This window comes from Streptomyces sp. NBC_01017, assembly GCF_045162795.1.
Classification (GTDB): domain Bacteria; phylum Actinomycetota; class Actinomycetes; order Streptomycetales; family Streptomycetaceae; genus Streptomyces; species Streptomyces machairae.
Map to the genome: position 1 here is coordinate 2,010,409 of NZ_CP108683.1, position 25,449 is coordinate 2,035,857.

The following is a 25,449-nucleotide window of genomic DNA, read 5'->3' on the forward strand; positions in this document are numbered from 1 at the left end:
CGATGCTCACTCGCCCCCCAGTGCTTCCAGCACATCGGCGTCGGTCAGCTGGCCGAAATCCTCGTACCACTCCCCGACCGAGCTGAACAGCCCTGGCTGGTGCAGGCAGACGAAGTCGTCGACCTCCCGGCGCAGTTCCTCGGCCGTCTCGGGTGCGCAGACCGGCACGGCAAGGACCAGACGCTCGGGGTGCCGGGCCCGTAGGGCGCGCAGGGCGACGCGTGCGGTGGAGCCGGTCGCGACTCCGTCGTCGACGACGACGGCCGTACGGCCACGCAGCTCGGGAGCCGGACGGCCCTGCCGATAGCGCTGCTCGCGCCGCCGCAGCTCGTTCCGCTCCCGCTCCACCACCGGCGCCAGGTCGGCCTCGTTCAACCCGAGCCGGAACAGCGTCTGCTCGTCGAAGAGCGGAGGCCCGTCGCCCGCGAGCGCGCCGACCCCGAACTCCTCATGGAACGGGGCGCCGATCTTGCGTACGACGAGCACGTCCAGCGGGGCCCGCAGCGCCCGGGCGATCTCCCGGGCGACCGCGACGCCGCCGCGTGGCAGCGCGAGAACCACGGGGTGCGGAAGGATGCCCTTGTCCTGCCGGACACGCAGCTGCTCGGCCAGCTCACGCCCGGCCTCTGCGCGGTCACGGAACTGCATGGGCTTCCCCTTCCGTCCGTCGCCGCGTACCCCGCCCATCCGTGTCGGACACCCCGTCGGCTTCAGGTGCTACTGGATGCTCCAGCCGACGCTGCCGACGCCGGAGCTGTAGATCGCGCAGACACCCGACGACTCGCCGTACTGGCCCGGCGCCAGCGTCACCCACTGGCCGGAGACGTCCGGGGCCCAGCCGCAGACGACCTCGGCGCGGAAGGTGACGGTGCGGTCGGTGTTGTTCTTGCAGCCCGCGATGCCGTGGTCCGGGTTGTTGTTGTGCACCCAGCCGTCGCAGTCGACGGTGCCCACCATGGCGGCGGCATCGCCGGCCGCCGCGGCCTGGGCCGGGGCTGCCGGTCCGCCGACGGTGAGGGCCAGGGCGGAAACGGTGGTGGCGAGGCCGGCCGCGAAGATGCTCGTCCTGCGGTTCATGTGTATCCCCCGTGAGGTGGTGGTCCCGTTCGGACCTGCTGCCTCCAGTCAAGGTCAGCGGCGCTCCGACGGGAACCTCAGACCTCCGAGGGTGGGGCCGGTCCCGCGTTCACCCGTTTGCCGTGTCGGACGTGTCGGACGTGTCGGTGCCGTTCCAGTCGTACGGCCCACCGCCGCGCCACTCGATCAGGTCGGGGTCGTCGACGGCCCGGTCCTCGCCGGGGAGGCCGGCGCGGTGCACCAGGTCCATGACGTCGAACAGGCTGTATGCGGTGCCCGTCGGCTCGCCGCGGATCGTCACCTGACGCCCGCCGTCCGACGCCGGCGGCTGCACCACCACGGGGGGACGCGTGCTCATGCCACCACCATGCGCTCTGCGCGCCGGAAACGCAGCCCGGCCGTCACCGTTTGTAGAGCCCGATGAGTGTTCCGCTGGCCAGCTGCTGCTCGTCGAACACCCGGTGGGCCTCCACGGCCGAGGCCGCCTCCGGGACGGAAACGGGGCCCGGGAGGGCGTACAGGCGGAAGAAGTACCGGTGCGCGTCATCGCCCACCGGGGGCAGGGGGCCGCCCCACCCCGATTCGCCGTAGCCGTTCGTGTGCGGGTGACTGCCGGGGGTCGTTCCGCCGGCCGGCAGCCCGTCCGCGTGCGGATCGATGCCGGTGACCAGCCAGTGCACGAAGGTCCCCGACGGGGCGTCCGGGTCCTCGCACAGCAGGGCCAGCTCCACCGCCTCGTCGGGCACTCCGGACCAGGCCAGCGGCGGGGAGAGGTTCTCCCCTTCCAGGGCGTACCGCCGCGGGATCATCGCGTGGTCGTCGAACGCGGAGCTCTTGAGTTCGATGTCGGTCATGTGCGCCGCAGTACCCGTCGTCACACGGACCACACGCGGACCACACGCGGCACCCGTTCGGGTGTGCCGGGCGCAGGCCTGCCGGGTACCGCGCCGGTCAGTTCGTCGGGACGGCGGGCTCGGAACTCCCCGTCACCTCTCGCCAGGGACGGGCCGCGCGATGGCGCCACAGTCCGCCGAGGCGGTGGCAGACCGCGGCGGGCGGGATGAGGACGCTGGTCACGAGCATCGTGTCGACCTCGTACCGGGTGCGGGGTCCGGGAGCGATGCGTTTCCAGGCGAGACGGGCGGTGCCGAGGGTCCAGGCGCCTGCCGCGAGGCCCGCGGCCGCGGGCCTTCGGGCCGCGAGGAGGGCGCAGGCGGCGACGCCCGCCGAGGTCACCGCCGCATGGGCGCGGATACGGCCGCGCGGCGACGCCGTCTTGTACCACCAGTCGGGGCCGTGCAGCCGGACCATGAGCGCGTCGTCGGCGTTGCCGCGCTCGTCGTGCAGGGAGTCCCACCGGTCGGCGGGACGGACGGGGTGGCGGGTGGTGCGCCGGCCGCGCCGGATGCCCCAGCCGGCGTCCAGGACGCGCAGGGCGAGGTCGGTGTCCTCGTGCTGCGCGTGCCGGAAGCGTTCGTCGAAGCCGCCGACCTCCCGCAGGACGTCGGTGCGGTAGGCCATGTCGGAGGTGATCCACCGGGCCGTGGCGAGGCCCACGGTGCGGCGCTCGCAGTCGGTGGGGCGGCGCCCGCCGGGCAGCGGCACCGTGATCACGCCCTGGACGCCCGCCGTGGTCGACGGCGCCTCGGCCAGGTCCCGCACCACCTGCTCGCACCAGTGCGGTCCCACCTGCACGTCGTCGTCGAGGAAGACGACCCAGTCGGCGGTACGCACGCCCTGCAGACCGGCGTTGCGCGCGACCGCCGGGCCATGGCCGCCGCTGCGCACGACCGTGGTGCGGGCCCGCAGGTCGCCGAGCACGTCGAGCGGATGGCCCAGGTTGCCGCGGTCCGGCACGGGACGGTCGTCGACGAGGACGATCTCGTCCGGCGGCGGTCCGGTCGCGGCGGCGAGCGCGCCCAGGCAGTCCGCCAGGGTGTCCCGCAACAGGGTCGGCACGACCACGGCGTAGGAGAGCGGTGGCGCTGTGGTGTCCGTGCCGTCCACCACCCGGCTCGGCCTCGTCATACGGCGGTCCTCCTCTGTCGGCATCGGCAACGTCCCGCGGCTACGGCAGTGGCGTTCCGCCCGTGGCGTTGAGGATCTCGGGGCGGATGCCCCGGCCGACGACCATCTGGGCCGGCCCCTGGGTGAAGGTCACGATCGCGCCCTCGGTGCAGGCCGACTGCTCGGTGGTGATCGCCTCGATGCCGTCCGGGACGTCTCGCGTGCCTCGTCGGCCTCCTCCTGGAGGTGGGTGAACAGCACGTCGGCGCCCTCCCGGGGCGAAGGCGAGCGCCACCACCCGCTCGATGCCGGAGTCGACGGTCTTGCGCCCGTCCGGCCGACCGCTGCCGCGGTAGCTCTGTGCGGGGAATTCGGGCTGTGGGTGCTGGGTGGCCGGGTTCTGCCGGGAGTGCTGCGGATCGGTCACTGCGGCCTCCTGACCGCCGGCGGGCACGGACGACTGGCCGGGTTCCCGCCTCGCAGCTACCGAAAAGCGAGGTCAGCCGGTCAGCCTTCCTCCCGGTCCAGCAGCGCCTTGACGCCATGGGCCGTCAGCGCGAGCTGCTCGGGGGTGCCCGCGTCGATGACGAGGGACAGGTTGTCGGAGGGCCAGCCGTGGGCGAGGGCACCGAGTTGCACGCTGCGGTGCCGGTGCATCCGAGGCAGGGCCTGCTCCATGCGTTCCTGGGTGGTGAAGACCGGCACCAGTTCGGTCCCGTCCTCCTGCTCGAACACCGGAAGCGTCAGTGCCTTGGGAGCCGGCCCCTCCGCGTCCGCAGCCGCCGGTACCAGCACCTCGCTGTGGGCCAGCGTGCTCAGCGCCGCCTCGTCCGCGCCGTTCTCGACGACCGTGCGCAGAGCCTGCTGTGCCGCGAAGGCACCGCTCTCGAAGTGGGGGTCAGTCATGGTCCATCCCCTTGCCGTGTCGTGCCCGTCCGTCCGGTACGCGCCGCATGATCCGCGTACCCGATCCACCGTCCCTCATGTGTTCGCCCGCCTCATGTGCGCATCGTCGTCCCGGCCCTCCTCCGGACGCTCCGCACTCCTCCCGGGCGCTCATTCGCGGACCGTGCGTCGTTTCACGGACCGCCGCGCCGGGCACCCGACGAGCGCGCCGAGCGCGAGGGAGGTGCGCCGTGCCATTCCGCGACCGTAGCCACGCCGGACGGGAACTGGCCCTGCGGCTGGTCGAGTGGACCGACTCCGGTGATCTGATCAACCCGCTCGTGCTGGCCCTGCCGGGCGGTGGCGTGCCGGTCGCGGTCGAGGTGGCCCGTGCTCTGCAAGCCCCGCTGGACGTGCTGGTGGCCCGCGAGATCAGCACGCCGATCCGGCCGGAGACGCCGATCGGGGCGGTCGTCGCCGACGATCCACCGCTGTACGACCGGCAGAGCCTCGCCATGATGCACCTGTCCGAGGACCGGCTCGGCGATGTCGTCGCCCGCGAACGCAACGAGCTGCACCGCCTCGAGTACGTCTACCGCGGCCGCCACCCGCTCCCGTCCGTCGACGGCCGCACGATCGTCCTCGTCGACGACGGCCTGGCCACCGGACTCACCGCCACGGCGGCACTGCGCTTCCTGCACCGCCACGGCCCGGCGCGCCTGATCCTGGCGGTCCCCGTCGGCAGCCCACGCACCCTCACCGCACTCCGGACCGACTGCGACGACCTCGTGTGCCTGGACCAGCCGGCGTCCCTCCACTCGGTCGGCGAGTGGTACGAGGACTTCGGCCGGCTCTCGGAGACAGAGGTCGCGGACATGCTGCACAGGTTCCGCACCACGGCGTGACGCGCCACGGGGCGCGACGTCATTCCGGGTCGATCAGCATTCCGGGTCGATCAGCGCAAGCCCCAGTTCAGGCCGGTGGATCTTCGCGAGGGCAGCCGGGCTGTCGCGGACGATCACCTCCAGGGTCGGCCACACCCGGCCCTCCAGCAGATGGCCGCCGCGCGTCGTACCGTCGGACAGGCCCAGTACGGCGTGCAGGTGCGCGGTGGGTCCGTCCTCGCCGACGGCGATGTCCCCCAGGAGGGACAGGACCTCGCACTGCTCGTCGACCGCGATGCGGCGATAGTCCTTCGCCGCGCGGTCGAACCACCCCACGACGGCCCGTGAGAAGGCCCCCACGGCCGTCACCTGCGACGCCCCGAGCCCGTGCTCCCGGGCGAAGCCGGTGATCTCGGCGAGGGCGTCCTCGCCGGGAGCCGGCACCAGGACGTACACCGACGCCGGAGAAGCCTCCACCTGTTGCCACTTCATGCGCCTCGGGTACCCGCATTGCGCTGTGCCACCACGCGGCGCACGCGAGCGCTCCGTGGAAAGGTGGTGCCATGACCATGGAAGTTCGCCCTGCTTCGGACTTCGAGGCCGTCCGCGCGGTGCTGGGTCCGAAGTCGCCCGGGGCAAACGTCTGTTGGTGCCTGAGCTACCGGATCCCGTCCAAGCTCAACAACGAGCTCCGAGGGCCGGCCCGCGGTGAGTACGTCGCCGAGTTGTGCCGCGCCGATCCTCCTCCGGGGGTGATCGCCTACGACGGTGACGAGCCGGTCGGCTGGGCCGCGGTGGCACCGCGCTCGGCCACGTCCTTCGCGCGCAACCGCAAGATCCCGCACGTCGACGACCTGCCGGTCTGGTCGCTGTGGTGCATCCGTGTCCGCCCCGGCCACCGCAAGCAGGGGATCACGCACACCTTGATCGCCGGCGCGGTCGAGTTCGCCCGCGACCGGGGCGCCCCGGTGATCGAGGCGTACCCCCTCGACAACGGTGACGCGAGGGTCGACCTGACGATGGCGTACGCCGGCATCCGGAAGAACTTCGAACGCGCCGGGTTCGTCCACGCCGCCGACACGACCTCCGTCCTGGCCGGTCACCCCCGCATCCTGATGCGGCTCGACCTGCGCTGACGCGACGGCCCCCGCGGGGCTCAGTGCACGGAGAACCCGCCGTCGACGAAGATCGCCTGCCCGGTGACGTAGGCGGAGGCGCTGCTCGCGAGGAACACCGCCGCGCCGGCGAAGTCCTCGGCCAGGCCGTTGCGTCCGACCATCGTGCGTGCCGCGAGCGCCGCCACCTTCTCGGCGTCGGACGACAGACGAGTGTTGAGCGGCGTCATCACGAACCCCGGCACGAGCGTGTTGCAGGTGACGCCGTAGGGCGACCAGGCCTCGGCCTGGGATCGGGCCAGCGACTCCAGCGCCCCCTTGGACACGCCGTAGGCGCCGCTCTGGACGAACGCCCGGTGGGCCTGCTGGGAGGTGATGTGGATGATCCGCCCGAAGCCCCGCTCGGCCATGCCGGGCCCGAAGCGCTGCCCCAGCAGGTGGGGCGCCTTCAGGTTCACGGCCATCGTGGTGTCCCACACGTCCTCGCCCAGCTCGCCCATCGGCGGCCGCAGATTGATCCCGGCGCAGTTGACGAGGATGTCGGGCTCACCGAATGCCCCGACCGCCTCCTCGGCAGCCGCCCGCACGCCGTCGCGCGTGCCGAGATCGGCGCTCACCCAGGCCGCCCGGCAGCCTTGTGCCTCCAACTCGCCGACCGTCGCGGCCAGTTCGGCCTCCCTGCGCGCCACGACCACGACACTCGCGCCCGCGCGGGCGAGGGCCTCGGCAATGGCCCGGCCGATGCCGGAACTGCCACCGGTCACCACGGCGACCCGGCCTTCCAGGGAGAACAGTTCGGAGAGGTATGCCTGCGACGTCATGCCCGCACCCTAGGTGGCTTGTTCTTGGGGACGGCGCTCGGGGGCGTCGTCGTCACGGCGTCTGCGGGATGCCGTGGCAGCGGCCGTCCTTTCCGTTCCGCCGCCCTTCGTGTGAGCCCGCCGGGTGCGGGCACTCGGAGTCCGCGGCGCGTCCGACCGGACCGCCGCCCGATTCTGGAGGTGGAGAGCAATGGGTCATGGTGGGAACGTCATCGACGAGCTGGTGACCGATCACCGCGAGGTCGAGGAGTTCTTCGGCCGGATCGAGGCGCTTCCGTCCGGTGACAAGGACCGCAAGGTGTACGCCGACCAGGCCACGATCGAGCTGGTGCGGCATTCGGTGGCCGAGGAGATCTATCTGTACCCGGCCGTGCGTGAGCATGTGGCGGGCGGGGATGTCATCGCCGACCGGGAGATCGACGACCACTCCCGGGCCGAGCGGCTCATGAAGGACCTGGAGGGGTGCGACGCCGATGACCCCGACTTCGACCGGCTCATCGGGATGCTGATGACCGAGGTCCGCTCGCATCTGGCCGACGAGGAGCAGAACCTCTTCCCGAGGCTGCGCGCGGCGTGTCCCCCGGAGACGCTGGACGAGCTGGGCGACAAGGTGCGTCAGGCGAAGAAGGTGGCGCCGACCCGCCCGCACCCGTCCGCCCCGGACACACCGCCGGCGAACAAGCTGCTGGCTCCGGGAGCCGGCCTGGTCGACCGGCTGCGCGACGCACTGTCGGGACGCGGCAAGAAGGGCTGACCTGGACCTGGCGCACTTCCCATGGGCGGCAACCCGGCTGGGCTCGACGGCCGCTCGGGCGAGAACAGCCATGCAGGTCCGCACTCCGGCGAGCCCGGCTCAGGCACGGGCGCACGCTCGGGCGAGAACACTCAGGCACGGGCGCCCTCCGGCAAGAGCACTCAAGCGGGGACGCGCTCCGGCAAGAGCACTCAAGCGGGGACGCGCTCCGGCAAGAGCACTCGGGCGGGGACGCGCTCCGGCAAAAGCACTCAGGCGGGGGCGTTCAGCCGAACGCTCGGGCGATGAGCGCCCGGCCCGGGTCGAGGCGCTCGTGGAGGGCCGGGCGGTGCAGTGCGGCCACCGGGTCGAGGAGATCCGGGTGGCGCAGCAGTGCCGCTGCCTGGCGGTCCTGGGTGTCCGGGGCCACCAGGCGGCGGAACTCGACCGGCACGCCGGTCGCGTGGCTGCCCTCGGCGATCTCGGTGACCGCCAGCCGGGCCAGGTCGGTGTCGGTGAGCAGGCAGGCCGCCCAGCTCGCCACCACCTCGTCCACCCAGGTGCGCCAGGCGAAGTCGTCCGCGTAGTCCGGCGTGGCGGTGTCGGCGCCGGTGATCCAGTCCAGGCCGGCCGACCCGCCGGGCCCGGCCATCGCGACGAGGGCGGCGTCCGTCGGCGTGGGGTAGCGCAGCCATGCCGCCACGGTGACGGCCTGGCGGGCCTGCACCTCGCCGAGGGCGGCGGCGAGCGCGCCACCGCAGGCGGGGTAGGAACACGTCAGCCATTGGGTGGTCGCCGCGATGAGCGGGGAGAGATCTGCGAGCACTGCAGGGCCGTCCGAGGTACTGGCGGGAACGGGGATCCCTCACACGGTAGCCCGGTGGTCCGGGCGTCCGACATGTCCTTCGCCTCGTGAACGACGTGGCCTCGCCCACACCGGGGCGGGGCGCCGGGGCGCCGAAACGGCGGGCTCAGCCCGCCCTGCCGCCCGACGCGCCGGCCGTCGCCCGGTCGGGCCGCGCGAGGTGGTAGACGTGAAACGCCCGGCCGATGACCGGCTGGGCGACGTTGCGCACCTTCACACCTCCGCTGGTCATGCCGTGCTCGGTGCCGAGGTGGGCGTGCCCGTGCACGGCGAGGTCGGCGCCCGCCGTGTCGATGGCCTCCGCCAGCAGATAGCTGCCGAGGAACGGATAGATCTCGGGAGGCTCCCCGGCCAGCGTGTCCGGCACCGGCGAGAAGTGGGTCAGGGCGATGCGTACGTCGCAGTCCTGCCCCTGAAGCTCCTCCAGGGAGGCCCGCAGGCTGTCTGCGCTGCGCCGCGAGTAGCGGACGAACTCCTTCATGATCGGCTCGCCGAACTCGCCCGCGCAGCGGCCCACGAACCCGCCGCCGAACCCCTTCGTACCGGCCACGCCGATCCGCGCGGAGCCGTTCTCCACCACGGTGGCCCGGCCCTCCAGGACCCGCGCGCCCGCGTCCTGGAGCACGGCGGTGACCTCCTGCGGGCAGTCGGCGTGGTGATCGTGGTTGCCCAGGACCGCGACCACGGGAACGGACAGGTCCTTGATCTCCCGGGCGACGACCCGGGCCTCCTCGGGGGTGCCGTGCCTGGTGAGGTCCCCGGCGAGCAGCAGGACGTCGGCGCTCTCGTGCAGGGTCTCGAACGAGGGCCGCAGCACGCCCTGGCTTTCGGGGCCCATGTGGATGTCCCCGACGGCCGCGATCCGGATCATTGGACCTCCTCGGCGTGGTCGGGCGCGGTGCTGTCCGCGACCACGATGTCGCAGCGCACCGGGTGTCCCGCCAGTTCCGCGCGGGCGGTGCGCAGGACGTCGTCGCGGTACCGGGCGGACGGCACGGTGCCGGTCAGCAGGATCGCCTCGCCGCGGATCTCGATGCGCACCCCCAGCTCACCGAGGGGCCCGGCGGCCAGGTGGTCCGTCAGATGGGCCACTAGGTAGTCCAGGTTCTGCGCGCCGCCCGGACCCTGGTCCGGCTCGACGCCGGGGCGGCTCATCGGGGCTGCTCCCTGGGGGCGATCACGTTGAGGCGCTCCAGGAGGAAGAAGAACGCGGCCGGCATCGGCTCGTCCCCGCAGGAGCCTCGTACGTCCTCCCAGTCGACCTTCTCGCGCAGGGCGCGGGCGGCGGCGAGCACCGGACCGAAGTCGCAGTAGTGCTCCGAGAAGGCCTCGATCAGCCCGCGCATCAGGTCGGTCGGCGCAAGGACGGGCATGTGCACCGAGTCGACCGGGACGTCCTGCGCGCGGGCCAGCACGTCCGTGGTGACCGGGCGGTGTGCCATCTCGAAGAGGAAGTCGATCTCCTGTCCGAGGCATGTCGTCTTCATCAGCCAGTCCTCGGGCGGCGTACGGACCGTGAGGCTCGCCTCGGCGAGGGTGTCCGCGACCGCGTCGGCGTCCGCGCGCAGCACGCAGAAGTCGGCGTCGTGCTGCAGATGACCGCTCCCGCCGTGGGCGTACACCGCTACGCTGCCGGCCAGGGCGAATCTGTGCCCCTTGCGCTTGAGCAGCGCACCCACCTGTTTGGCCGCCTCCAGGATCGCCTGGCTGCGGTCATGGGGCAGCTCCTGGCTGTTCAGCGAACGCGATCCGCCCGGCGTCGGATCACCCGGGCTGTTCCCGACCGGGCGCAGCCCGGGAATCCCGGGTCGCCGGGCCGGTGTCGCGCTCTGCTGGTTCTGCGTCATGACCACTCCGTTCGCCGCACGGAGGTCCGTTACGAGCCCGGGACGGGCTCGGTAAGGGAGCCGAGTACCCGGCGCCGGGGTTTCGATACGGCAGGGTCACGCCGCGGTGTAGCCGAGCTGTCGCCTCATGTAGGGCGTCATGAGGGTCTTGGCCTTGGCCAGCGTGGTGGTGCGGCCGCCGAGGACCGCCGTCTCCCCGCCCGGTACGGGCAGCATCGTCACTCCGTCGGCCGGGCCGAACGGGACGATGAGCGGGGTGCGGTGGACCGGCCGGTAGAAGCGGGGCTCCCTGCGGTGCTTGCCGGCGCTGTTCAGATAGGCGCGGATGTTGTGTGCGGCCAGGTCGGCCTGGGCGAGCGCGGCCGGGGTGATCTTGACCTCGGTGGCGTCGTTCACGTCGCCGACCGCGAACACGTCCAGCCACCCCTGCACCCGGAGCGCCTGGTCGACCTTCACATGGCCCGTTCCGGTCAGCCAGCTCCCGAGCCCGGCCAGCCGCAGCCAGAGCGTGTTGGGCGTGGTGCCGGTCGCCCAGAAGGAGCGGTCGGCCTCAAGGATGTTGCCGCGGGCGTCGCGGTAGGTGTCGAAGTCGGTGCCGGGGGACATGAAGGAGTCCAGCCACACGTCCACGCCGTGGGACTCCAGCCAGGCCCGCGCCTTGCGTCCGGCCCGCGCACTGCCCGTCGCGTGCAGCAGCTCCGGCCCGGAGTGGGCGAGCGTGACGCGGGCGTCCGGCCGGGCGAGGCGGATCTCGGCGCTGAGCTCGACCCCGGAGGGCCCGCCGCCGACGACCAGGACGTGCTCGGCCGCGGCGATGTGCTGCTGATGGGCGACGAGGGACTTCACCGCTTCCTCGGTGGTGGTGCCGGTGAAGCGGGCCGGTTCGGGGTAGTCGGCGCCGGTGGCGATCACCAGCACGTCGTACGGGAGCCGCTCCCCCGTCGCGAGCGTGACATGCCGCTCGGCGGTGTCGATGCGGACCGCCTTGCCCACGGCGACCCGGCCGTTGCGCAGCAGCCGGTCGTACGGGATGAAGGGGCTGTGCGACCAGTCCGGACGCGCTCCGGCCCGCAGGGCTGCGATGCGGTGGAAGAAGACCTCCTTGCGGTCCACGAGCGTGACCCGCGCCGTCGCGTCCAGTCGCTTCGCCAGCCGGACGCCGGCATAGCCGCCGCCGATCACCACTACGTCGCCATCAAGCACGCCGTGTCTCCTTCCTCTGCGGCGAGCCTAGCGATTGAAACTTAAATAATTGATGGGAGACGGGTGCGCGTTCTGTGAAAGGTGCGGCTGGTGTTGCAGCAGTACAAAACACGGCGTCCAGGCCGACCCCTGCGGGCCGGCCTGGACGCCGTGTTTCGGTATGGATCAGACGAGGTCGAACCGGTCCAGGTCCATGACCTTGGCCCACGCCGCGACGAAGTCGTTCACGAACTTCGCCTTCGCGTCGTCGCTCGCGTAGACCTCCGCGAGCGCGCGCAGCTCGGAGTTCGAACCGAACACGAGGTCGGCACGGGTGCCGGTCCACTTGACGGCGCCCGAGGCGTCACGGCCCTCGAAGGTCGTCTGGTCGCCGGAGGTCGACTTCCACGTCGTGCCCAGGTCGAGCAGGTTGACGAAGAAGTCGTTGGTCAGCACGCCCGGGGTGTCCGTGAACACGCCGTGCGAGGACTGCCCCTGGTTGGCGCCCAGGACACGCAGACCACCGACGAGGGCGGTCATCTGCGGCGCGCTCAGGGTGAGCAGGTTGGCCCGGTCGAGCAGCAGGTACTCGGCCGGCAGGCGGTTGCCCTTGCCGACGTAGTTGCGGAACCCGTCGGAGGACGGCTCAAGCGCGGCGAACGACTCGGCGTCCGTGTGCTCCTGGGTCGCGTCCACACGGCCCGGCGTGAAGGGGACCTCCACGTCGAAGCCGGCGTCCTTGGCGGCCTTCTCGACCGCGGCGGCACCGCCGAGGACGATCAGGTCGGCCAGGGAGACCTTCTTGGCACCGGAGTTGAACTCCGACTGGACGCCCTCCAGGACGCGCAGGACCTGCGCGAGCTGGTCGGGGTCGTTGACCTCCCAGCCGTTCTGCGGCTGCAGACGGATACGGGCGCCGTTGGCACCGCCGCGCTTGTCGCTGCCGCGGAACGTCGAAGCCGACGCCCACGCGGTGGAGACCAGCTGCGGGACGGTCAGGCCCGACTCCAGGAGCTTGGCCTTGAGCGCCGCGGCGTCCGCGGCGTCGATGGCCTCGCCCTCGGCCTGCTGCGGCAGCGGGTCCTGCCACAGCATCGTCTCCGCCGGGACCTCCGGGCCGAGGTACAGGGACTTCGGGCCCAGGTCACGGTGGGTCAGCTTGTACCAGGCACGGGCGAAGGCGTCCGCGAACTCGGCCGGGTTCTCGTGGAAGCGCTTCGAGATCGGGCCGTAGATCGGGTCGAAGCGCAGCGAGAGGTCGGTGGTGAGCATCGTGGGCAGACGCTTCGTCGACGCGTCGTGCGCGTCGGGGATGATCGCCTCGGCGTCCTTGGCCACCCACTGGTTGGCGCCGGCCGGGGACTGGGTCAGCTCCCACTCGTAGCCGAAGAGGATGTCGAAGAAGTCGTTGGACCACTGGGTGGGCTTGGTGGTCCAGGTGACCTCCAGACCGGAGGTGATGGCGTCGCCGCCCTTGCCGGTGCCGTAGGTGGACTTCCAGCCCAGGCCCTGCTCCTCCATGGAGGCGGCCTCGGGGTCGTTGCCGACGCTCTCCGCCGGGCCCGCGCCGTGGGTCTTGCCGAAGGTGTGACCACCGGCGATGAGGGCGACGGTCTCCTCGTCGTTCATCGCCATGCGGCGGAACGTCTCGCGGATGTCGCGGGCCGCGGCGATCGGGTCCGGGTTGCCGTTGGGGCCCTCCGGGTTGACGTAGATGAGGCCCATCTGGACGGCGCCGAGCGGGTTCTCCAGCTCACGGTCGCCGGTGTAGCGCTGGTCGTCGAGCCAGGTGGTCTCGGGACCCCAGTACACGTCCTCGTCGGCCTCCCAGACGTCGGCGCGACCGCCGGCGAAGCCGAACGTCTCGAAGCCCATCGTCTCCAGGGCGACATTGCCCGTGAGGATCATGAGGTCGGCCCAGGAGATGGACTGGCCGTACTTCTTCTTGACCGGCCACAGCAGGCGGCGGGCCTTGTCCAGGTTGCCGTTGTCCGGCCAGCTGTTCAGCGGGGCGAAGCGCTGCTGACCGCGGCCGCCACCGCCACGGCCGTCGCTGATGCGGTAGGTGCCGGCGCTGTGCCAGGCCATACGGATCATCAGCGGGCCGTAGTTGCCGAAGTCGGCGGGCCACCAGTCCTGCGAGGTGGTGAGCACCTCGGCGATGTCACGTTTCACGGCCGCCAGGTCCAGGGCCTGGAACGCCTCGGCGTAGTCGAACTCCGCACCGAGCGGGTTGGCGACGACCGGGTCCTTGGCAAGGATCTTCAGGTTGAGCCGCTCCGGCCACCACTGGCGGTTTCCACCGCCCTGGGTGGGGTGCGCGGCGCGATCATGCGCGACGGGGCAGCCGCCTCCGGTGCCCTCCGTCTTCGCGTCGGTGACGATCGCATCGGGGTTCTCAGCCATGGGAAACCTTCCGAACTAGGTGGATCACAGTGCTCGGGGTGCACTGCGGGCGGTGGAGCAGTCGGGGCACAGGCCCCAGTAGATGACCTCGGCCTCGTCGATCGTGAAGCCGTGGTCGTCCGACGCGGTCAGACAGGGCGCCTCGCCGACCTCGCAGTCGACATCGGCGACGACACCGCATGATCGGCACACGATGTGGTGGTGGTTGTCGCCGACACGCCCCTCGAACCGGGCCGGGCTGCCGGCCGGCTCGATACGACGGATGAGTCCCGCCGCCGTGAGGGCGTGGAGGCCCTCGTACACGGCTTGCAGGGAGACATGACCTACGCGATCACGAACCCCGGAGGCGATGGCCTCGACACCGAGGTGGTCACCGGCCCGGACGGCCGCCAGCAGCGCGACACGCGCCGCCGTCACCCGCAGGCCGGCACCGCGGAGCTCCTCGGCAGGGGTCGGAGTCTGGGATGCGGTCATGACGCCAAGCTATCGCGCTAAACACGAATCATTCAAGAAAACGAATGATGAAACTTTGGCGCGCCGCCCCGGGTCACCCGCACACACGACCCCGCGCACCGCCCAAAGCGCGAAAAATCATCTTTTCTGACATTGAGTCATGCCTTTTTGTCAAGGCCTTCATTGGTCGTAACCCCACCTGTACTCGATGGAGGTACAACGCATGCTCGGCAGACATACCGCGGCGGGTCGCCGCGTCGCCCTCACCGCTCTCGGCGCCCTCGCCCTCACCGGAGCCACCTCGGCCGCGGCGGCCGAGCCGCCGCCCGCGGTGCCCGCGTCCACCGCCGCGCAGACGCTCGGTGCCGACCGGCCGCCGGCCGCGCTGCTGCGGGCCCTGGAGCGTGACCTGAAGCTGAAGCCGGGGCAGGCGGCCAAGCGGCTGGTCAACGAGGCCGAGGCGGGCGTCCGCGCAGGCCGCCTCCGCAATTCCCTGGGCGATCGCTTCGCGGGGGCCTGGCTGCGGGGGGCGACCGCGGCCGAGCTCACCGTCGCCACCACCCACGCGGGCGACGTGTCCGCCATTCAGGCGCAGGGCGCGAAGGCCGCGGTCGTCAAGCGGCCGCTGAGCGAGCTGCGAGCCGTCAAGCAGAAGCTGGACGCCGCCTCCGCCCGGGTCAAGACGCGCGACACGCCGGTCTGGTACGTCGACGTGCCGACGAACCGGGTCGTCGTGCAGGCGACCAAGCGATCGGCCGCCACCGCCTTCATCAAGGCCGCCGGCGTCCGGGGCAAGGGCGTCGGCGTACGCGTGTCGGAGCACCGGCCGCGGCTCTTCGCGGACGTCGTCGGCGGCGAGGCCTACTACATCAACGGCTCCGCCCGCTGCTCCGTCGGGTTCTCCGTCACCAAGGGCACCCAGCAGGGCTTCGCCTCGGCGGGCCACTGCGGCAGCGCGAAGGACGAGACCACCGGCTCCAACATGGCCGAACAGGGCACGTTCCAGGCCTCCACGTTCCCCGGCAAGGACATGTCATGGGTCGCCGTGAACAGCGACTGGACGGCCACGGCCGACGTGAAGGGCGAGGGCGGCCAGCGCACCCAGGTCACCGGCTCGGTCCAGGCGCTCGTCGGGGCGTCGATCTGCCGCTCCGGCTCCACCACCGGATGGCACTGCGGCACCATCGAGCAGCACGACACGAGTGTCAGCTACTCCGAGGGCACCGTCGACGACGTGACCGAGACGACCGTGTGCGCCGAGCCGGGCGACTCCGGCGGCCCGTACCTCTCCGGCTCCCAGGCACAGGGAGTGACCTCGGGCGGCTCGGGTGACTGCACGTCCGGCGGGACCACCTTCTACCAGCCGATCAACCCGATCCTCAACGACTTCGGCCTCGTCCTGAAGACCGCGTCCGCCCAGAAGGGCGTTCCCGCTCCGCAGGACAACGGGGCGGCCACCTGGGCCGCGGGACGCGTCTACGAGGCCGGCACCACGGTGACCGTCGCGGGTGTGCGCTACCAGTGCCTGCAGACCCACCAGGCCCAGGGCAGGTGGTCGCCGGTGGCCACTCCGGCCCTGTGGCAGAAGATGTAGGCGGTCCAAGGAGTCGTACGGCTTCCGGTGCGGGGCACTGTCCCCGCACCGTCCGCTCCCGGCCCCGGCCCGTCGCTACTCCCCCGCCGGCAGTCCTCAGCAGTCCTCGGCCAGGAACCCGTACGCGGTGGTGACGAAGGGGTCGTGGGCGCGGAAGCGGCGGGTGCACACCGCGGCCAGGGCCGTTCCCGTGTCGGGCCTGAAGCCCAGGAAGGCCTGCTGGCCGAGGGTGGCTCCGCTGTGGAAGTACATCGGTCCGCCGTCCGTGGGGTGCCGGAACCAGGCCACCGTGTGCACGTGCCGGTGCCCCCGGCCGCGCCGGAGCACGGGCGTGCGCACCGCTCGCAGCGCGTCGGCCGGCGGGAAACCGTCCGGGTCGAGGTGCGCCTCCAGGAACGTGAGCAGGTCGTGCGGCGTCGCGCGGACGGCGCCGGCGGCCTCGAAGCCGCCCGCGTCGAAGGCGAGGGTCGGGGTGCGCCCGTCCTTGCCGTGCCCGACGGCGTCGGCCTTCGGGTCCTCCGCCCGCAGGGCCGTGCCGCTCAGGCCGAGAGGACGCATTACGTGCGTGGCGAGCAGGTCCTCCCACGCCGTACCGGACACCGCCGCGAGGGCGTGGCCGAGGACGGCGACGCCGAAGTTGGAGTAGTGCCACCGGGTGCCGGGCCGGTGCCGCGGGCGGTACCGCAGGAAGGCCTCCGTGACCCGCTCGGCCGGATAGCGGCCGTAGGGGTTGGTACGCCAGGCGGGCAGCGCCCGGCGGTAGAAGTCGGCCGGCAGGGCGGGCAGCCCGGCGGTGTGCGTGATGAGGTGGGCCAGCGTCACCGGGTCGGCGCCGGTCCGCCGGCCGGGGTCCAGGCAGGCGGCGGCCGGTTCGCCCCCGGTCAGCAGGCCGCGCCGGACGAGCTGGGCCAGCAGCAGGCCGGTGAACGTCTTCGAGGCCGAACCGATCTCGTAGCGCAGGTCCTGCCGGGGGACCGGCGGGGGCGGCGCCGTCCCGGCGCAGTGCAGCGTGCGGCGGCCGTGCCGGGACACCGCGAAGACGACGTCGGGTGCGTCGACGGCATCGGCGGCGCTCTCCAGGCGCTCGCGCAGGGTGTCGTCGTCGCCGCGACCGCCGTCCGCTCGGGGCTGGTCCACGTCGTCGGCGATGCCCGGCCAGGGCGTGGACCGGCCGGTCATGGCGTGGCGTGCGTCAGCTCGGACAGGGCGCGGGAGGTGGCCAGCACGGAGGCGAAGGCGGCGACCAGCGTCGGGTGGTAGATCATGTCGAACAGATCGTCCGGCTCGCCCTCCGGCATGTCCCGTACGGCGGGCATGGCGCCGTCGGCCTGCTGCGCGGCGGCGAAGCCCTCCCAGCCCCGTTCGTCCAGGGTGGGGCGGGGCAGGCAGGCGTCGACGACGAGGAGTTCGCCGAGCAGGTCCCAGCGCTTGAGGTCCAGCCAGTCGTCGATCCAGACCGGCAGCCACATGGCGAGGTAGTCGGCGATGTCCGGCGGCAGGCCGTCGGGGTGCTCTCCCCAGTCGGTGAGGTGGAACACCGTGTGGGTGAGGTCGTAGGCGATGTGTCCGCTGACCGTCCAGGGTTCGGGCCTGTTGCCCAGCCAGGTGGAGCCGACGATGTCTGCCTCGGGCATGCGGGGCGTGAGGCCGAAGCGGCGCTGGAACGCGGACAGTCCGAGGCGTCGGGTCGGGTCCAGTTCGAGGGCCGACCAGCTGTTGAGCCGCTGGTAGAGGACGGTCGCACGCTCCACCTCGGGTTCGCTGTACCCGAGTTCCTTGTACGGCAGGTACACCTCGAACGGGATCGGCGAGAGCGGCTCGATGTGCTGGCCGCGTGCCAGCATGCGACCGCCGTCCAGGGTGTGCCGCCAGGTGTGGTCGAGGAGCTTGCGCGCCAGTTCGGCCTGGCGTGAGCCGGCCACCCCTTCGCGGAACAGCACCCGGCAGATCAGGGCCAGTTCGCCGACCGGTTTGAAGCGCTCCAGGAAGCCCACTTCGGGATCGACGTCCGGCTCCAGGCGGAAGCCGTCGCGATGGGCCCACAGCCACTCCATGGCGCGTACGCCGACGGTGTGCATCAGACGGGTGTCGGTCATCCGGGCACTCCTTGTCCCCCGTACCGGTTCCGCACGCTTTCCGCGTGCGGTGCGCGGCCGTCGTCATCGGCCTCGCCGCTCAGGCACTTGACGGTCTGTGCAGCCGCGAAAGCGGCCATCAGCGTGGAGTGGTAGCAGTGCAGGAAGTCCGGCTCCGGTTCCGCTCCCCCTTCACCTTCAGGGGCCTGTTGCGGCAGTGCGCCCGAGTCGTACTGCGCCCGCGCGATCCGGGTCCAGGCGTGTTCGAGCGTCGCCGGGTCGGGCGGGCACGGGAGGCTCGCGGCGACGACCAGCAACTCGCAGCTCAGGTCCCACATCCCGGCGTCCAGGCAGGTGTCGAGCCAGGGCGGCAGCCAGTGGGCCAGGTAGCCGGCCACGTCGGCGGGGACGCCCGCGGGGAGGCGGCCCCAGTCGGTGAGATGGAAGACGACGTGGGTGAGCGCGTACCCGGAGGAGCGCTCGAACGTCCATGGCTCCGCGAGCCCGCCCAGCCAGGTGCTCCGCAGCACCGGCTCGGCCTGCTCCGGCCGGTGGATACCGCTGCGCCGTTCGGCCTTCAGGACGCCGAGCCGGCGGGTCGGCTCCTGCTCGGTGAGCCGCCAGCCACGGGTGCGGGCCGTCGTCGCGGCGGCCGCCTCGTACCCGGCATGCCGCAGTCCGGCCGCGGCGAAGACGGAGTAGACCTCCAGCGGGTAGGTCGCGAAGGGCTCCCACCGCTGGAGGCGCAGAAACAGTTCCCCCTGCCCGGTCTGCTGCCAGGCGAACCTCAACAGGTCCGCGGCGTACGCGTGCAGCGGGTCCCACGCCGGGGTGTGCGCGCGCACGCTGGAACAGGTCTGGGCGAGTTCCCCGAGCGGCTTCCAGGTGGCGTCGACATGGCCGTCGGCGCTGAGCGCGTCCTCGCCCAGCGCGAAGTCCTCGCGGTGGGCGGACAGCCACGCGAAGGCGGCGGCTCCGACGTCCCGGATCGCATCGACGCCCATGGCCGTCACGGTCGTCGTATCGGTCATACGAGTGCTCCGGCCGCCCGCATGACCCGAGCCGCCTGGACCTGGAGGGCCACCCGGGGGTCCTTGCCGCCCATCAGTTCCACGAAGTCCAGGCCCGCTTCGAGGCCGAGCGTGTCCGGTACCCCCTCGATCAGGGTCAGCCAGCGTCCCGCTCCGGCGGCCTGCTGCCAGTCCCTGCGGCGCACCGCACGTACGAAGCCGCGGGCCAGGTCGACCGGGCGCCCCCGGGCCGCGCGGACCGCGGCACAGTCCTCGCCGGGCACCGCGAGAGGGGCCAGGACCGCGAGTTGGTGCGTCAGCACCTGCCAGGTCGCCGCGTCGAGCCATGCGGCGTCGGGTTCGGTGTCCCCGTCCCCGGCGGATGCGCCTGTTGCGTCGATGCGCAGCAGGGTGCGGCGCATCGCCCAGTGACTCCACTGGACGGTGGGTGCCGCGCCGGCGCGCGGCGGGAAGGCCTCCACCGTCTGCCGGAACACGGTGAGTACGTCCGAGGCGGGCGGAGTCGGGAAGAGTACGTGCGGCAGCAGCAGGTCTGCTCCCACCACGCGTACGGCCGCGAGGGCGAACTGTCCCTCGGGGTCGTCGACCGCCCTTGTGCCGGACATGCGCACGTGGTCTCCGCCCCGGAGGGCGGAGACCACGTCGGACGCAATGTCCTGCACAGCGCCCTGCAAGAGGGCCGAAGTGCCTGACTGGTCCATTCAGCTACTCCCGTTCGTCCGCTCAGCCCTTCTTGGGGCGAGGGGTCGGCGGGGACAGCAGCAGCTTGGTGTCTGCGGAGAGCAGCGCCAGGGCGGCGCACTCACGGCTGTCGCGGAAGACGCCGTCGGCCTCGGCAGGGTCAAGTGCCGCTTCCAGGTCGGTCCGGACACCCGTGATCTCTTCGATCGCCTTGTCAACGGAAGGCATATCACCATCTCCTCTGGGGTCAGCCATAGCCTCCATGACCCAGAGCACCACACAGTCACATAGCGCGCATCTTTTCCCACAAGGCAACATAAGTACCTTCTTCAACATTTCCACCATGCGCACCGACCGCACCTCGAACTCCCTTGCAGCGAAGTGCAGTTGAGCCTCGCGGAAGGTGAGACGCAGCTCACATAGCTCGTCCTGTCACATGTTCCGCGTTACTCCGGTCAGTAGGGCGTACCCCGCCACAAGACAAGGAGATCCCGTGGAATCGCGTCTCGACTACTTCGGCAACGCCCTGGCAGGCAAGGTCCTGAAGCACATCAACTCGGCCGGCAAGGCGGTGTCGGACTCGACCCTCCCGGCGACGGTCCAGGAGCTGGTGAAGATCCGCGCAAGCCAGATCAACGGCTGCGGCTTCTGCACGGACATGCATATCAAGGATGCAGCTCACGCCGGCGAGAGCGCGCAGCGCCTCCACCTGGTCGCGGTCTGGCGGGAGGCGACGGTCTTCACGGAGGCCGAACGCGCCGCCCTGGAAGTGGCGGAGCAGGGCACCCGGATCGCCGATGCGGCGGGCGGTGTCTCCGACGAGGCATGGGCCGACGCCGCCAAGCACTTCGACGAGGACCAGCTCGTGGCTCTGATCTCCCTCCTCGGGGTCATCAACGCCTACAACCGCATCAACGTCATCAACCAGCAGCCCGCCGGGGACTACCAGCCCGGCCAGTTCGGCTGACCGGTCATGACGCGGGCCGGGCTGCCGTCGCGGATCGAGAAGTCGCCGGTCCCGTGCACGACGGTGGCCGCCCGCCCGGGCGGGGCATCGACTTCTTCCCTGGTGGAGGCCAGGCTGTGAGCACCATCGCGTTCCTCAACATCGGCATGCACGGGCACGTCAACCCGACGCTGCCGGTCGTGGCCGAGCTGGTCCGGCGCGGCCACACCGTCACGTACCACACCTCGCCCGCGTTCCGAGCGGAGATCGAGGCCACCGGCGCGACCGTGCACCTCTACCCCGGAGGCGAACTGCCGCTACCCGATCCGCCGACGCCGGTCACGCTGCTGGAGTCCCTCGCGGGCACCACCGTCCGGCTGCTGCCCGCCGTGCTCGACGACCTGCGCCGCGACCGGCCCGACCTGATCGTCCACGACAGTTCCTGTCTGTGGGGCGCGGTGGCCGCGCGTGAACTCGACGTACCGGCGGCGTCGTCGTTCACCACGTTCGCCTTCAACCGGCAGGTCCCGAGCCCCACCCGCGGGTCGTGGCAGCTGTTGGCGGCGGCGCGGAGGCAACCCGGCAGCGTGCAGGGCTACCTGCGCTCCCGCCTGGAGTTGCATCGCCGCTTCGACGCGCGCGGGCTACCGCCGCTCGACCTGCTGAACATCCGTCAGCCGCTCAACCTGGTCTACACGTCACGGGCGTTCCAGCCTGCCGTCGAGCACTTCGACCAGTCGTACCGTTTCGTCGGCCCGAGCATCGGCGCCCGCCCGGTCGACCCGTCGTTCGAGGCCGACCGGCTCCGGGACCCGGTGCTGTACGCCTCCCTCGGCACGGTGTTCAACACCGACCCGAAGCTGCTGCGCACCTTCGCCACCGCACTCGCCCCGCTGGGCGGCAGCGTGATCGTCTCCACCGGACAGACCGATCCCGGCGCACTGGGCCCGTTGCCGGCCAATGTGCTCCCCCGGCGTTTCGTCCCTCAGCCGGAAGTGCTGGCCCGGGCGGCGCTGTTCGTCACCCATGGCGGCATGAACAGCGTCAACGAGGCCATGTACGCCGGGGTCCCGATGCTGGTGGTCCCGCAGGGCGCCGACCAGCCGATGATCGCCCGCCGCGTCGCAGGGCTCGGCGCGGGCCTGTCGCTGCGCACCCAGGACGTCGCCAAGGGCTCGGTGCGTGCTCTCGCCCGACGCCTGCTGCACGAGCCCGCGTTCCGGGCAGCCGCGACGACCCTCAAGACCGCCCAGCACGACGCCGGCGGATATCGGCGGGCCGCCGACGAACTGGTGCGGTACGCGCATACGGCCGGCTCGGTCCACCGGCCGGTCCCCACCGATCCGTCGCAGCGAGGTTGAGCGATGTCCGCTGTCGTCGTCCTGCTGCTGTTCGCCGGGCTGTCCGAGGCCACCGGGCGCATCCTGCCGCTGCTGGCCGGTCGGCCGGGCATGCCTCGGCTGCTCGTGGCCGGGCTGCTGCCGGCTGCCGGCCTTGTCGAGGCCGCCGTGTTCGCGCTGTGGCCGCTGACCGCGTGGACCCTCGCCGAGCTGGTGGTGTCCTCGCCACCGCCGGGCGACGGGCTGGGCTGGACACCGGGCCTGGTCGCGCCGCTGCTGCTCTCGGCCGTGCTCGCGTTTCCCCTGCTCGGGCCGCTGCTGCACCTGCTGCTCTTCGTGGGGGTCGGCGCCGGGCTTGCCGACCCGCTGGCGGCGGCGACCGGGCTCGGCTGGTGGGGCGCCGCCGGCTGCGTGGCCGTCGCCGGGGCCGGACTCGGTGTCGCCGTCGAGACCGTTCGGCGTCTGGTCGTACGGATCAGTGCGTCCCGTACACCGGAGCCGGTCGCATGAACGACTTCCTGATCTGGGCCTGCGTACTCGGGCCCGTCCTGCTCGCCGAAGGCCTGCTGGCCCGCTACGAGGTGCTGGTCTACAGCGCCGGCTTCCGGGCCCCCACCAGCGAGCTCCCCGAGGGGGTGCCCTACGCCCGGGGTGCGGACGCCGACCGGCCGCCGGAGGCCTACCTGGTCTACCTGGACGGCATCGGCAAGCGCCGCGTCCGTGACACCCGGGACGGCGGCCAGCTGGTCAAGGCCGTGCTCGCCGCAGCGCCTGAGCTGCGCGTGCTGGGGCAGGTGCAGCCCTACTCGCCGTTGGCCGACCCGCTCGCCGACCGGCCGGTGTGGGCGTGGCTGCGCCGCCGGGTCGGGCTGCTGCTGTTCCTGCACAACGTCATGCAGATCTTCGTCGCTGCCGACCACCGGTACCGGCCCCTCTACAACCGGGCCGTCGGCTCCCAGATCGCCACGCAGCTGCGGCTCGCCGGCTACGAGCCCGACAGCGGCATCCCCGTGGTGCTGCTCAGCTACAGCGGCGGCGCCCAGGTCGCCACCGGCGCGGTCGACGAACTGCACACCCGGCTGCGCTGCTCGCTCCTGCTGATCACGCTCGGCGGGTTCCACAACGGCGCCAACGACCTCACCAAGGCCGAACACCTGCATCAACTCACCAGCGCCTACGACCGGATCGAGCGGGTCGGCACCTGGATCTTCCCGCAGCGCCGGCGGCTGCTGCGCGGCAGCGGATGGAACCGCGCCCGTCGCGCGGGGAAGATCACCGTGCACCGGCTCGATCCGGCCACCCACCTCGGTCCGCGCAGCTACATCAGCCCCGTGGCTCAGCTGCCCGGGGGCCGCAGCCACCTCGACCGTACGACCGACACCGTGATCGCCCTCATCCGCGCCCGGCACTGGGCGAAGGCGGCGACGGACCGCCCGATGTCATGAGGCCCCGCGCCGCCCGATCAGCTGTCAGTCCCCGTCCCCGTCCGGCGGGCCGCGGCACCGTCGGCGTCGAGCCCGGAGACCAGGCCCCGCAGCAGCGGGCCGTACTCCGGGTGGGCGAGGGCGAAGGCCATCTGGGCGACCAGGTAGTCGGCCGGGTTGCCGGTGTCGTACCAGCGGCCCTTGATGACCTGGCCGTACACCGCGCGGGTGGCTGCGTAGGCGTTGATGGCGTCGGTCAGATAGACCTCACCGGTCCGGTGCTCGTACCAGCGGCGGGTCTGCTCGCGCAGTTCGTCGATGATGCCCGGGGTGATGACGTAGCCGCCGATCGCCGCGTACGACGAGGGAGCGGCGGCGGGCTCCGGCTTCTCGACCAGACCGGTGATGCGCAGCTGGCCGTCCCCGAGGTCCTCCTTGACGACGGGCACGCCGTAGCGCTGGGACTCGGTGGGGTCCATCGGCAGCAGGGCCAGCACGGGGCAGCCGGTCTGCTCGTAGGCCCGGATCAGCTGCTGGGCGCGGGGGACCTCGGCCACGAAGACGTCGTCGGGCCACAGCACCAGTACGGGCTCGTCGCCGAAGGAGCGGGCGGCGTTCAGCACCGGAGTGCCGTTGCCGTACGGGCCGTACTGGTCGAGGTAGGTGATGTGGCCCTGGCGGGCCAGCTCGGCGACCTCCTCCACCGCGTCGGCGTACGCCGTCTTGCCGTCCCTGCGGAGCTGCTCGACGAGGGCGGGGTTGGGGCGGAAGTGATCCTGGATGAGGCTCTTGCCGCCGGAGACCACGATGGTGATGTCGGTGATGCCGGAATCCACCAGCTCACGCACCGTGTGCTCGATGACCGGCTTGTCGCCGACCGGGAGCATCTCCTTCGGTGTCGCCTTCGTCAGAGGCAGCAGTCGGGAGCCGAGTCCGGCGGCGGGAATCACAGCCCTGCGGATCGTCGGGGACATCACATCTCTCTCGGTCGATCGACGCGCCGCACCGGCGGACACGGCACGCTTTCGACGCTACCAACGCCTGCCACGACCGCGCGGGACCGGGCAGCTCCGACGAACGTCCCGGGAAGGCGGCTCCCGGCGGCGCGCACCCTGTCATGCCCGCTTGTAGCCTGGTCGTCCAGGACTGGAGGACTCCATGCCCGCCGAGGATGACGCAGCCCCCCTCGACCAGGCCGCACAGCAGTTCATGGCAGCGCGCCCCCAGCTCTTCGGCATCGCCTACCGCGTGCTCGGCAGCGCCGTGGAGGCCGAGGACATCGTCCAGGAGACGTGGCTGCGGTGGCAGAAGACCGACCGCACCGACATCCAGGAACCGACCGCGTTCCTGACGACCGTCACGACCCGGCTGGCGATCAACCTCGCCCAGTCCGCGAGGATGCGGCGTGAGTCGTACGTCGGTCCCTGGCTCCCGGAGCCGGTCGACACCCGGGCGGATCCGCAGGTGGGCGCGGAGCGGGCCGAGGCCCTCGACATGGCGGTGCTCCTGCTCCTCGAAAAGCTCAACCCCGTCGAACGGGCCGCCTACGTGCTGCGGGAGGCCTTCGCCTACCCCTACAAGCGGATCGCGGACATCCTGGAGTCCAGCGAGGCCAACACCCGCCAGCTGGTGAGCCGCGCGAGGAAGCACCTGGCGGCGGAGCGCAGGGAGCCGGTCAGCTCCACCGCTCACCGGCGCCTGCTGGAGGCATTCCTCTCGGCGGCCCGGACCGGCAGTCTGTCGGTGCTGGAGGAGGTCCTCACACAGGACGTGGTCAGTTACGCCGACGGTGGCGGGATGCGCGGGGCGTCCAGGATCCCGGTCGTCGGACTCGAACACGTCTCCAAGTACCTCGCCGCCTTCGCCCCACGGTTCTGGCCCTCGACGGACGTGCGCTGGGTCGAGGCCAACGGCAGGCCGGCCGTCCTCGTCGTCTCGGCCGACGGCAACGCGAAGGCGCTGCTCTGCATCGACGTCTCGGCGCGCGGCATCGAACGCATCATGTGGGTCCTGAATCCGGCCAAGCTGGCCCCTTACGTGGCTTCGCTGACCGGCTGAGGCGGCCCTGACAGGCCGACCCGCC

At 71.8% G+C, this 25,449-nt stretch carries 30 protein-coding genes and 1 pseudogene; 9 read left to right on the forward strand and 22 right to left on the reverse strand.

Translation table 11 applies throughout. The annotated features are described in order from the left end of the window. Positions 1-6: 6 nt before the first annotated feature. From OG331_RS09365 to OG331_RS09395, 7 genes and pseudogenes are all read right to left on the reverse strand, one after another. Entirely contained in the window at positions 7-648 is a 642-nt protein-coding gene (locus OG331_RS09365) for a phosphoribosyltransferase (protein WP_406193880.1), read from the reverse strand. A 69-nt stretch (positions 649-717) separates the two neighbouring features. After that, complete coding sequence (locus OG331_RS09370) at positions 718-1,077, reverse strand: hypothetical protein (RefSeq protein WP_391404308.1); 360 nt, start codon at positions 1,075-1,077, stop codon at positions 718-720. A gap of 109 nt (positions 1,078-1,186) precedes the next feature. After that, on the reverse strand, positions 1,187-1,435 hold the full coding sequence (locus OG331_RS09375; RefSeq protein WP_328877650.1) for a hypothetical protein: 249 nt from the start codon (positions 1,433-1,435) through the stop codon (positions 1,187-1,189). Positions 1,436-1,478: 43 nt separating this feature from the next. Further along, the gene (locus OG331_RS09380; RefSeq protein WP_406193882.1) at positions 1,479-1,931 is read right to left on the reverse strand and encodes a YbhB/YbcL family Raf kinase inhibitor-like protein; all 453 of its coding nucleotides are present in this window, start codon (positions 1,929-1,931) and stop codon (positions 1,479-1,481) included. 97 nt (positions 1,932-2,028) lie between these two features. Beyond that, a complete protein-coding gene (locus OG331_RS09385; protein ID WP_406193884.1) occupies positions 2,029-3,105 on the reverse strand; it encodes a glycosyltransferase family 2 protein in 1,077 nt (358 codons plus the stop codon). A 186-nt stretch (positions 3,106-3,291) separates the two neighbouring features. Then, a pseudogene (locus OG331_RS09390) lies at positions 3,292-3,511 on the reverse strand (NAD(P)-dependent dehydrogenase); the annotation flags it as partial. 80 nt (positions 3,512-3,591) lie between these two features. Further along, positions 3,592-3,990: an SseB family protein gene (locus OG331_RS09395; protein WP_328420472.1), complete on the reverse strand. Its 399-nt coding sequence runs from the start codon at positions 3,988-3,990 to the stop codon at positions 3,592-3,594. A 230-nt stretch (positions 3,991-4,220) separates the two neighbouring features. Between OG331_RS09395 and OG331_RS09400 the strand changes: the two genes are divergently transcribed. Further along, positions 4,221-4,874: a phosphoribosyltransferase gene (locus OG331_RS09400; RefSeq protein ID WP_406193887.1), complete on the forward strand. Its 654-nt coding sequence runs from the start codon at positions 4,221-4,223 to the stop codon at positions 4,872-4,874. Between the two features lie 33 nt (positions 4,875-4,907). On the opposite strand, the gene OG331_RS09405 is transcribed toward OG331_RS09400, so the two are convergent. Beyond that, positions 4,908-5,345: a PPC domain-containing DNA-binding protein gene (locus OG331_RS09405; RefSeq protein WP_406193889.1), complete on the reverse strand. Its 438-nt coding sequence runs from the start codon at positions 5,343-5,345 to the stop codon at positions 4,908-4,910. Positions 5,346-5,416: 71 nt separating this feature from the next. Here OG331_RS09405 and OG331_RS09410 point away from each other — a divergent pair, with 71 nt between their 5' ends. Then, a complete protein-coding gene (locus OG331_RS09410; RefSeq protein ID WP_406193891.1) occupies positions 5,417-5,989 on the forward strand; it encodes a GNAT family N-acetyltransferase in 573 nt (190 codons plus the stop codon). 20 nt (positions 5,990-6,009) lie between these two features. Here OG331_RS09410 and OG331_RS09415 read toward each other — a convergent pair whose 3' ends face one another. Next, positions 6,010-6,789, reverse strand: a complete 780-nt coding sequence (locus OG331_RS09415; protein ID WP_406193893.1) for an SDR family NAD(P)-dependent oxidoreductase — start codon at positions 6,787-6,789, stop codon at positions 6,010-6,012. A 190-nt stretch (positions 6,790-6,979) separates the two neighbouring features. Between OG331_RS09415 and OG331_RS09420 the strand changes: the two genes are divergently transcribed. After that, a complete protein-coding gene (locus OG331_RS09420; protein WP_406193895.1) occupies positions 6,980-7,543 on the forward strand; it encodes a hemerythrin domain-containing protein in 564 nt (187 codons plus the stop codon). 265 nt (positions 7,544-7,808) lie between these two features. Here the strand turns inward: OG331_RS09420 and OG331_RS09425 are convergent, their stop codons facing one another. The 7 genes from OG331_RS09425 to OG331_RS09455 all read right to left on the reverse strand — a co-directional run bounded on the left by OG331_RS09425 (position 7,809) and on the right by OG331_RS09455 (position 14,296). After that, positions 7,809-8,348, reverse strand: a complete 540-nt coding sequence (locus OG331_RS09425; RefSeq protein WP_406193897.1) for a hypothetical protein — start codon at positions 8,346-8,348, stop codon at positions 7,809-7,811. Between the two features lie 145 nt (positions 8,349-8,493). Then, positions 8,494-9,258 (reverse strand): metallophosphoesterase, encoded by a 765-nt coding sequence (locus tag OG331_RS09430; RefSeq protein ID WP_406193899.1) that lies wholly within the window; start codon positions 9,256-9,258, stop codon positions 8,494-8,496. Further along, positions 9,255-9,542, reverse strand: a complete 288-nt coding sequence (locus OG331_RS09435) for a hypothetical protein (protein ID WP_406193901.1) — start codon at positions 9,540-9,542, stop codon at positions 9,255-9,257. The genes OG331_RS09430 and OG331_RS09435 overlap by 4 nt, the downstream gene beginning before the upstream one ends. Then, positions 9,539-10,234 (reverse strand): hypothetical protein, encoded by a 696-nt coding sequence (locus tag OG331_RS09440; RefSeq protein WP_406193903.1) that lies wholly within the window; start codon positions 10,232-10,234, stop codon positions 9,539-9,541. Before OG331_RS09440 ends, OG331_RS09435 begins: the two co-directional genes overlap by 4 nt. Before the next feature lie 96 nt (positions 10,235-10,330). Next, on the reverse strand, positions 10,331-11,437 hold the full coding sequence (locus OG331_RS09445; protein ID WP_406193905.1) for an NAD(P)/FAD-dependent oxidoreductase: 1,107 nt from the start codon (positions 11,435-11,437) through the stop codon (positions 10,331-10,333). A 165-nt stretch (positions 11,438-11,602) separates the two neighbouring features. Further along, on the reverse strand, positions 11,603-13,822 hold the full coding sequence (gene katG / locus OG331_RS09450; RefSeq protein ID WP_406193907.1) for a catalase/peroxidase HPI: 2,220 nt from the start codon (positions 13,820-13,822) through the stop codon (positions 11,603-11,605). A gap of 24 nt (positions 13,823-13,846) precedes the next feature. After that, on the reverse strand, positions 13,847-14,296 hold the full coding sequence (locus OG331_RS09455) for a Fur family transcriptional regulator (RefSeq protein WP_406193909.1): 450 nt from the start codon (positions 14,294-14,296) through the stop codon (positions 13,847-13,849). A gap of 202 nt (positions 14,297-14,498) precedes the next feature. Here OG331_RS09455 and OG331_RS09460 point away from each other — a divergent pair, with 202 nt between their 5' ends. Beyond that, positions 14,499-15,869, forward strand: a complete 1,371-nt coding sequence (locus OG331_RS09460) for an alpha-lytic protease prodomain-containing protein (RefSeq protein WP_406193911.1) — start codon at positions 14,499-14,501, stop codon at positions 15,867-15,869. Positions 15,870-15,965: 96 nt separating this feature from the next. Here OG331_RS09460 and OG331_RS09465 read toward each other — a convergent pair whose 3' ends face one another. Genes OG331_RS09465 through OG331_RS09485 form a run of 5 tightly spaced genes read right to left on the reverse strand, consistent with a single transcriptional unit; the run spans position 15,966 to position 19,884 of the window. Beyond that, on the reverse strand, positions 15,966-17,048 hold the full coding sequence (locus OG331_RS09465) for a serine hydrolase domain-containing protein (protein WP_406193913.1): 1,083 nt from the start codon (positions 17,046-17,048) through the stop codon (positions 15,966-15,968). Further along, the gene (locus OG331_RS09470; RefSeq protein ID WP_406193915.1) at positions 17,045-17,965 is read right to left on the reverse strand and encodes a DUF6895 family protein; all 921 of its coding nucleotides are present in this window, start codon (positions 17,963-17,965) and stop codon (positions 17,045-17,047) included. Before OG331_RS09470 ends, OG331_RS09465 begins: the two co-directional genes overlap by 4 nt. After that, entirely contained in the window at positions 17,962-18,975 is a 1,014-nt protein-coding gene (locus tag OG331_RS09475) for a DUF6895 family protein (RefSeq protein ID WP_406193917.1), read from the reverse strand. The genes OG331_RS09470 and OG331_RS09475 overlap by 4 nt, the downstream gene beginning before the upstream one ends. Then, on the reverse strand, positions 18,972-19,676 hold the full coding sequence (locus tag OG331_RS09480; RefSeq protein WP_406193919.1) for a hypothetical protein: 705 nt from the start codon (positions 19,674-19,676) through the stop codon (positions 18,972-18,974). The genes OG331_RS09475 and OG331_RS09480 overlap by 4 nt, the downstream gene beginning before the upstream one ends. A gap of 22 nt (positions 19,677-19,698) precedes the next feature. Further along, a complete protein-coding gene (locus tag OG331_RS09485; protein ID WP_406193921.1) occupies positions 19,699-19,884 on the reverse strand; it encodes a hypothetical protein in 186 nt (61 codons plus the stop codon). A gap of 265 nt (positions 19,885-20,149) precedes the next feature. Here OG331_RS09485 and OG331_RS09490 point away from each other — a divergent pair, with 265 nt between their 5' ends. The 4 genes from OG331_RS09490 (at position 20,150) to OG331_RS09505 (ending at position 23,387) form a co-directional block, all read left to right on the forward strand. Continuing rightward, positions 20,150-20,623, forward strand: coding sequence for a carboxymuconolactone decarboxylase family protein (locus OG331_RS09490; RefSeq protein WP_406193923.1), 474 nt, complete (start codon positions 20,150-20,152; stop codon positions 20,621-20,623). A 116-nt stretch (positions 20,624-20,739) separates the two neighbouring features. Further along, positions 20,740-21,963, forward strand: coding sequence for a macrolide family glycosyltransferase (locus OG331_RS09495; protein ID WP_406193925.1), 1,224 nt, complete (start codon positions 20,740-20,742; stop codon positions 21,961-21,963). Positions 21,964-21,966: 3 nt separating this feature from the next. Beyond that, positions 21,967-22,452: a hypothetical protein gene (locus OG331_RS09500; RefSeq protein ID WP_406193927.1), complete on the forward strand. Its 486-nt coding sequence runs from the start codon at positions 21,967-21,969 to the stop codon at positions 22,450-22,452. Beyond that, positions 22,449-23,387 (forward strand): hypothetical protein, encoded by a 939-nt coding sequence (locus tag OG331_RS09505; protein ID WP_406193929.1) that lies wholly within the window; start codon positions 22,449-22,451, stop codon positions 23,385-23,387. The genes OG331_RS09500 and OG331_RS09505 overlap by 4 nt, the downstream gene beginning before the upstream one ends. A 17-nt stretch (positions 23,388-23,404) precedes the next feature. Here the strand turns inward: OG331_RS09505 and OG331_RS09510 are convergent, their stop codons facing one another. Beyond that, the gene (locus tag OG331_RS09510; RefSeq protein ID WP_328877677.1) at positions 23,405-24,340 is read right to left on the reverse strand and encodes a UTP--glucose-1-phosphate uridylyltransferase; all 936 of its coding nucleotides are present in this window, start codon (positions 24,338-24,340) and stop codon (positions 23,405-23,407) included. A gap of 184 nt (positions 24,341-24,524) precedes the next feature. On the opposite strand from OG331_RS09510, the gene OG331_RS09515 reads away from it, so the two are divergent. Then, positions 24,525-25,424, forward strand: a complete 900-nt coding sequence (locus OG331_RS09515; protein WP_406193931.1) for an RNA polymerase sigma-70 factor — start codon at positions 24,525-24,527, stop codon at positions 25,422-25,424. Positions 25,425-25,449 lie beyond the last annotated feature (25 nt).